This window comes from Pseudoalteromonas sp. S1610 (genome assembly GCF_005887465.1).
Lineage (GTDB): Bacteria > Pseudomonadota > Gammaproteobacteria > Enterobacterales > Alteromonadaceae > Pseudoalteromonas > Pseudoalteromonas undina.
The window spans coordinates 1-7,623 of sequence record NZ_PNDI01000085.1 but is presented as its reverse complement, the minus strand read 5'-3'; the positions used below and the strand labels follow the sequence as shown (position 1 = coordinate 7,623).

Here is a 7,623-nt window from a genome sequence, read left to right as displayed (position 1 = left end):
CCCACTAGGTTACAAACCTCGCGCCGCGATTAAATTGCCCCTAGTTTGAACAAATATCAATCCGCAAAGTTCAACAGACCCTTGGCTTTATAGGCGCTCAATAATAATCGAGCGCCTATGTATTTATTCAATTTAATTCAAAAATAGCCTGCCATATCGACGTGACATTTTTAATATCTTCACTAAAATCTTCACGTTTTACGCAGCGACCCTGCTGATCTAAGCTCAACACATGATAGCGTGAGCGATAATCTATATAGGCTTTAATAAGTTGCTGTTTTTGTGTGTCTGTAATGCAACCAATTTTAGCTGCGTCCGTTAAAATTCTGACATTGTCAGAATAGTCGCATAAATGGGTAAATTCATGAGCGTACTTTAATACTAAATATTGGGTGATAAACTCAATATCGGTCATCGCCCCCACGTCTTGTTTTAAATCAAACTGCTGCTCGTTACCTTTAGCTAAATGACCACGCATTTTTTCGCGCATTTTAATCACGTCGGTTTTTAACAGCTCAACATCACGTTTTTGACACAATATCTCGGCGCGAATTTGTGCAAAACGCGTTACTAATTCAGTTTGCCCCAAAATCAGCCTCGCTCTGACTAAAGCTTGATGCTCCCACGTCCATGCTTGAGTTTGTTGGTAATGATTAAAACTCTCTAAGTTAATCGCTAATAACCCTGATGCCCCCTCTGGACGAAGTCGAGTATCTAATTCATATAAAATACCTGAAGCAGTACGAGTATTAAATAAATGCATTAAACGCTGTGCTAGCTTTAAATAAAATTGCCTTGAGTCAATTGCCTTGTCGCCGCTGGTATAGCTGGTACCGTCATGGTTATGCACAAAAACTAAATCGAGATCAGAGTCATAACCCACCTCAAAACCACCGGTTTTTCCATACGCAATAACGGCAAAGCCTTTATGTTCATCGTCGGTATTAGGTGGCATGCCAAAACGTTTAATACAATGATACCAAGCAATATTAACAGCCTGATCAACTATCGCTTCTGCAAGTGCAGTTAAGTGATCGCTTACTTTCATTACATCAATTACGCCAGTGGCATCTGCGGCAGCAATCCGTAACTGATGGGTTTGTTTAAACTGACGCAATGCTTCCATTTGTTGTTCAAGATCGTCATGTTCAATACGTAAAAAATACTGTCTTATTTCATCTTTATAAGCTGTTAATGGGGTCGGTTTATACAGCACTGCAGGGTCGATAAGCTCATCGAGTAGAATGGGATACAATGAAATATGCTCTCCAATCCACTTGCTATGGCAACAGAGCAAAACTAACTGCTTTAACGTTCCTGGGTTTTCATACAACAGCTCTAAATAAGCGGTGCGCGAAATAATTTTATTTAGTATTTGGCATACCGTTGTAAACGCACTGGCAGTAGCATTAAAGTCGTTTAATTGTTTTAGTAATGCAGGCATTAATTTATCAAGAATATCGCGTCCACGGTTGCCCACTTTGGCTTTAGATAGGCGCTGTTTGAAGTCATGTAATGGTGTTTGCCACTCTTCTCTTGGTTCATTCAAAAAGCTAACATCACCATGATCCCAAGTACTTATAAACGCGCCTTCACAAGTATCAAGTGGTTCAGTTTCTTCACCAATTACCTGAATAAACTCATTATGAATTTGCGCCATGACCTGTTCTATTTTTTCAATAGCTGAGTCAAAATTACCTTGCATCAACAATACATTCAGCCGTTGCTGATTTAGCTCATCATCAGGCAGAGTTTGTGTTTGCTGATCATCAAAAATTTGTAGGTATTGCTCTACCCTACGTAAATAAAGGTAGTTATTTTTAAGCCCTCTGGCTTCATGCTCATCAATCACTTGACTAACTGTTAACTGCTCTAATGCAGTTAATAAAGATTGTGTTTGTAAATTTGCTTCTCTGCCGCCTCTGACCATTTGCAATGCTTGAACAATAAATTCAACTTCGCGAATGCCGCCACCACCTAATTTAATGTTATTAGTTAAGCGCTTACGACGCACTTCTTGGGCAATCATGAGTTTCATTTTTCTAAGCGATTCAATCACCGAAAAATCAATGTAGCGACGATAAACAAAAGGTCTCAGCAAGGTATTAAACTCCTGCCAATAACGATTAGGCGTGCCAATTAAGCGCCCTTTTAACATCGCGTAGCGCTCCCAATCACGCCCTTGCTCTTGGTAATAGTCTTCAATGGCATTAAAGCTCATCACCAACGGACCACTTTCACCAAATGGGCGCAAACGCATATCAACCCGAAATACTTGGCCATCCACGGTGCATTGGTTCAGGGCTGTAATTAGTTTTTGAGCAACTTTGGTATAAAAGACAGATGCTTCAAGCGAGCGACGACCGCCTTGAGTTTTGACGTTACGAGGGTATGCAAAAATAAGGTCTATATCAGATGAGTAATTTAGCTCTTGCCCTCCTAACTTCCCCATGCCTAGTACCATTAATGGTAAAGCGTTTTTATCTTCATCTAATGGTTCACCATTAGTTTTAGCAACATTATTGTAGGCCCATTGATTAGCACTATCTATCAGTTTATTGGCAAGTTCACTAATGTATTTAATGCTATCCGCAATTGAGTTTTCACAACATAAGTCTAAAAAAGCGACTTTTAGCCAGTACTTTTCACGATATTGGCGCAGTAATTGATGACACTGCTGCTCTTCTACTTCATTTATATTAAGTGTTGCAAAGGGATCTGAAATTTCTCTATTATTAATTTCAACTTCGCATAGCAACCAAGACAACAGCGAAGGTTGAGAGCTTAAACTGCGCCAAGCAAAATCACTTAACGCTAATAAACGCACGATTTGCTGCTGGATTTGTTGTTCGGGATACAGCGTTGCAAAACGCGTTTCACCCAGTTTTTGTAATTCAATAGGAAGCTGCGTGTCGTTACTCATCAATACCCTCTTTTATCTCACCAATAACCATACTAGAATGGTTAAAAACCTATCAAGGTAAATCTATTTAGGAACACCATGTCATACTTGTCATTATCTAACACTAGTTTAGTTGCGATTGCTATTAGTTTTGTGGTTATTTGTATTATTATCATCAGTTTAAGAATTATTACTCAAATAAAAGCAAAACAAGCACTTAAAGAAGAATTAGCGCAACATGATAACTTTGCAATGGGAATTAGTTTTGCTTCTGAAATATCAGTCGTGATCGCCACGATGGCATTTTTGTTCGATGAAATTAGTATTAGCACCGCTCAATCAAATCCGCTGAAAGTCATTTTATTAATTGTGCTGTTATTTTCGTTTATAAAAATGGGACATTTAATCCACCGTAAATGGATTTTACGCCGCTTTAATGAAGAAGCAGCTATATTAAAACAAAACGTTTGTGCTGCGTTGGTTGATTCAGGCATGCTGATTGCCAACTGCATTTTAGTATTGGGTTTATATACGTGGACACACACTCAAGGCTTTAGTAATTTATTAATAGCCTCGGTAAGCTTTTTTGTTTTACAAGGCATGTTTGCCCTAGACAGTAAAATACGCGAAAACCGCTTTGCTAAAGCCAACCAAGGGGCCTCTTTGCAAAGTAACTTTGGTTTAGAAAACACCTCCATTGGTATTCGCTATGCGGGTAAATCAATAGGCTTAGCTCTTGCTGCGTATGCTGGTTTATCGAGTGCGGCGTTTCAAAACGGTAAAATGGTAGAGAACTTATTTACTTTGGTAATGCATTGCGGTGTGATGTGGCTGTTACTATACTGTTTAACGTATATTATAAAAATTATTTCAATGCCAAATATAGATACCGCACTTGAAGTCGATCATCAGGATAATATTGGCATTGCCTGTATTGAATTTGCTGTATTTTGTGCTATTGGTTATTTATTAATAAGTATGTTTTCAATTTAGTACCAAACTCATTAAATTTAGCCGTTGCTTAACGTCCCTATTTAATTGTTTGGTAAATTAACAGGGACTTTAGGCATATGGCAATTAAAACAGGAAGTTATCTATTAATCGATATAGATAACGAGTTCAGCCGAGCATTTGTAAAATATTACATAAATACTAATGATGCTGCTAAAAAGGACATCATAATAGCCGGTGCGAACACGCAAAAGCTGGTTAAAATGATGTTTGATGAACTCGTTAAAGATTATTGCTATTGCGATATTGAGAACGAAATCAGTATTTCAGAACTGGCCAGCTACCTTCACGAACACCACAATGTTCAAGGCGTATTATTCAACCAAACAGATTATTTGCTCGCTGATGATACACAGCGCTTTATTTATAATTCATTACATGAAAAACGCTATATTATTAGTCAAACCAATCATGGCTATGACATTAACCCCATAAATGAAGAGTGCCATTCAAATCATTTGTCCTGTGATACCGATATAGCCCAAACCGCACAAGAACTAACAGAGCTTGCAGTCCCTGAATATGAAAAATAAATAATTGCACCCAAGCCTTTGCTTACTTACCATAGAGGGATATAACTTCTATGTAAAAAAGTGATTTGCCATGCGAGTGCCTCATATTTATCAATCATCACCAATTGCCCTTAATACTCCTTTAAACCTTGACGATGATGCTGCAGGGCATATAGGCCGTGTGTTGCGCATGAAAGTGGGCGAGCAGGTTTCTATTTTTAATGGTGAAGGCGGAGAGTTTCTAAGTGAAATTATTGAGGTGAGTAAAAAGAGCGTGGTTGTTATGCCGCTTGAATTTAATCCTCATGACGTTGAATCACCATTAAAAATTCATTTAGGCCAGTGCGTATCCCGTGGTGACAAAATGGATTTTACCATTCAAAAGTCTGTTGAATTAGGGATCACTGAAATCACCCCTATTTTTAGCCAGCGCTGCGGCGTAAAACTAAGTGGCGACCGCTTAGAAAAAAAACACCAGCAATGGCAAAAAATAGCCATTGCCGCAGCAGAGCAATCTGGGCGCAACTTTGTGCCAAAAGTACACTCACCTGTTGATTTAAAAACCTGGCTTGAACAGCAAACAGCTGCCATTAAATTAACTCTGCATCCTCGCGCCGAACACAGTATTAAAACCATTACCGTTCCCGATGACGGCGTGCGCTTTTTAGTAGGGCCTGAGGGTGGATTTACTGACGATGAAATAGCACAAACAAAGCAACAAGAATTTGTAGATATTCGCTTAGGCCCGCGGGTACTTCGCACAGAAACAGCAGCGTTAACCGTTTTAAGCGCACTGCAATTACAATTTGGCGATTTAGCTAATTGAAATAACTAAAAGCACCCACATATCAAGATTACAGTTGTAAAAAACACATAAACTAAGGCACAGCGCATGGCAATTAAGTTAGGTATTATTTCAGATCCTATTAGTGGATTTAATATTAAAAAAGACACCGGTTTTGCAATGATGATGCAAGCGCAAACCCGTGGCTACGAAATTTACTACATGGAAATGGATGATTTATCGCTGCGTCAAGGCAATGCCTACGCTACTGCAGCCAAAGCACAGGTTTTTGATAACGCAGAAAAGTGGTACCAACTTGAAGAAAAAATCACCATTGCACTGGCTGACTTAGACGTTATTTTAATGCGTAAAGATCCGCCTTTTGATACTGAATATATTTACGCAACCTATATTTTAGAACGTGCTGAGCAAGCGGGTACTTTAGTTATTAATAAGCCACAGAGCTTGCGTGACGCCAATGAAAAACTATTTACCGCTTGGTTTAGTGAGCATACACCTGATACGTTAGTTACGCGCAGCCAAAAGCAAATCCGTGAATTTTTAGCCGAGCACAAAGATATTATTTTAAAACCACTGGATGGTATGGGTGGTGCTTCTATTTTTAGAGTAAAAGCAGATGATGCCAATATTGGCGTAATATGCGAAACCTTAACTGAGCATGGCAGTCGCTTTGCGATGGCGCAAAATTACATTGAAGAGATCACTCAAGGTGACAAGCGCGTATTGGTTGTTGATGGTGAAGTTATTCCTTATTGTTTAGCGCGTATCCCACAAAACGGCGAAACGCGCGGTAACTTAGCCGCCGGCGGACGTGGTGAAGCACGCCCAATTAGTGAGTCAGATCTTAAAATTGCTCAAGCAGTTGCCCCTACATTGAAAGAAAAAGGCTTAATATTTGTTGGCTTAGATATCATTGGCGATAAGTTAACTGAAATTAACGTAACAGCACCAACCTGTGTTAAAGAAATTGAGGCCGCTTACGATATTTCTATTACCGGTATTTTATTTGATGCTATAGAGAGAAAGCTTAGTAAATAATATTAAAGCCATAACAAACTTTAAGCAGTGGCGCTTCTATAGTCACCGCTTAAAGTCGAATAAATTTTTAGTGTTAAAACATGGGACTATGCCATACTCAAGATTCAATAACTAAAAGGGTAAAACTTATGCAGTCATTAGAAAATCACTTTTTAATCGCAATGCCATCAATGCAAGACCCTTTTTTTAAACGTGCCGTCACTTATATTTGTGAACACAATGAAGAAGGCGCTATGGGACTTGTTATCAATCAGCCGATTGATGTCACCGTAGGTGAGTTACTCGACAAAATTGATATTGATAACGATAAGTCGCAACATGCCGCGCAAGTGACAGTGTATGCTGGCGGGCCGGTAAAAACGGATCGTGGCTTTGTGCTACATTCACCAAAACCTGGGTACTCGGCAAGCCAAAAATTGAGTAGTGATATTATGATCACTACCTCAAAAGATGTATTAGCCACATTAACTACCGCTCAAGCACCCGAGCAATTTATAATTACCTTAGGTTACTCAGGTTGGGAGCAAGGCCAGTTAGAACAAGAGCTACTTGATAATAGCTGGCTGATTATAAAAGCCGACCCTAAAATAATTTTTGATACCCCAGTGGAAAAACGCTGGGAAATGGCAGTCTCTATGCTTGGTTTTGATGTTAGCCAATTAAGCCCCGAAGCTGGACATGCCTAATAACATAAAAGACAAACATGACTAAAAAAACTGTAAAAGCGCAAGGTGAGCGCACCGTAATGGGATTTGATTTTGGTACTAAGAGCATTGGTATTGCAATTGGTCAAGAATTGACAGGCAGCGCCACCAGCCTAAAGGCGGTGAAAGCTCAAGATGGCATCCCTAATTGGGATGACATTGCTGTACAGGTAAAAGAGTGGCAACCTGACTTAATGGTGGTTGGCTTACCGCTTAATATGGATGGCACCTCACAAGAGGTTACCTTTAAAGCCAAAAAGTTCGCCAATCGTTTGCATAATCATTACGGTATAGCGGTTCATACTCAAGATGAGCGCTTAACTACCGCTGATGCTAAAGCACGGTTGTTTGAACGTGGTGGTTATAAAAACTTAGGTAAAGGCAACGTAGATAATATGTCTGCGGTGATTATTCTAGAGAGCTTTTTTGAAGCCAGTTATGGCGAATAAATTGATTTAACAAAAAAAGCGCCTAAGGCGCTTTTTTTACGTGTGGATTTTGACTAGGGTCTGTTAGTCTTTACGGATTAAAACTCGTTCAAACTAGGGGCAATTTAATCGCGGCGCGAGGTTTGTAACCTAGTGGGCTAAGTCAAAACCGAGCAACAAAGAGTAAATCGCCCCTAGGCAGAACCCTTCGGGCAGCGCCTGT

At 39.6% G+C, this 7,623-nt stretch carries 7 protein-coding genes; 6 read left to right on the top strand and 1 reads right to left on the bottom strand.

Annotated features, from left to right (window positions below; genetic code table 11):
- Positions 1 to 127: 127 nt before the first annotated feature.
- Positions 128 to 2,923 (bottom strand): bifunctional [glutamate--ammonia ligase]-adenylyl-L-tyrosine phosphorylase/[glutamate--ammonia-ligase] adenylyltransferase, encoded by a 2,796-nt coding sequence (gene glnE / locus CWB77_RS17680; RefSeq protein ID WP_138623839.1) that lies wholly within the window; start codon positions 2,921 to 2,923, stop codon positions 128 to 130.
- Between the two features lie 78 nt (positions 2,924 to 3,001).
- Between glnE and CWB77_RS17675 the strand changes: the two genes are divergently transcribed.
- The 6 genes from CWB77_RS17675 to ruvX all read left to right on the top strand — a co-directional run bounded on the left by CWB77_RS17675 (position 3,002) and on the right by ruvX (position 7,421).
- Entirely contained in the window at positions 3,002 to 3,895 is an 894-nt protein-coding gene (locus CWB77_RS17675; protein ID WP_010391581.1) for a DUF350 domain-containing protein, read from the top strand.
- Between the two features lie 77 nt (positions 3,896 to 3,972).
- Positions 3,973 to 4,446: a hypothetical protein gene (locus tag CWB77_RS17670; RefSeq protein WP_138609474.1), complete on the top strand. Its 474-nt coding sequence runs from the start codon at positions 3,973 to 3,975 to the stop codon at positions 4,444 to 4,446.
- A gap of 70 nt (positions 4,447 to 4,516) precedes the next feature.
- Positions 4,517 to 5,251, top strand: a complete 735-nt coding sequence (rsmE, locus tag CWB77_RS17665; protein WP_010391583.1) for a 16S rRNA (uracil(1498)-N(3))-methyltransferase — start codon at positions 4,517 to 4,519, stop codon at positions 5,249 to 5,251.
- Positions 5,252 to 5,317: 66 nt separating this feature from the next.
- On the top strand, positions 5,318 to 6,268 hold the full coding sequence (gene gshB, locus CWB77_RS17660; RefSeq protein ID WP_109874127.1) for a glutathione synthase: 951 nt from the start codon (positions 5,318 to 5,320) through the stop codon (positions 6,266 to 6,268).
- 128 nt (positions 6,269 to 6,396) lie between these two features.
- A complete protein-coding gene (locus CWB77_RS17655; protein ID WP_010391585.1) occupies positions 6,397 to 6,954 on the top strand; it encodes a YqgE/AlgH family protein in 558 nt (185 codons plus the stop codon).
- A 17-nt stretch (positions 6,955 to 6,971) separates the two neighbouring features.
- The gene (gene ruvX, locus CWB77_RS17650) at positions 6,972 to 7,421 is read left to right on the top strand and encodes a Holliday junction resolvase RuvX (protein ID WP_010391588.1); all 450 of its coding nucleotides are present in this window, start codon (positions 6,972 to 6,974) and stop codon (positions 7,419 to 7,421) included.
- Positions 7,422 to 7,623: the final 202 nt, after the last annotated feature.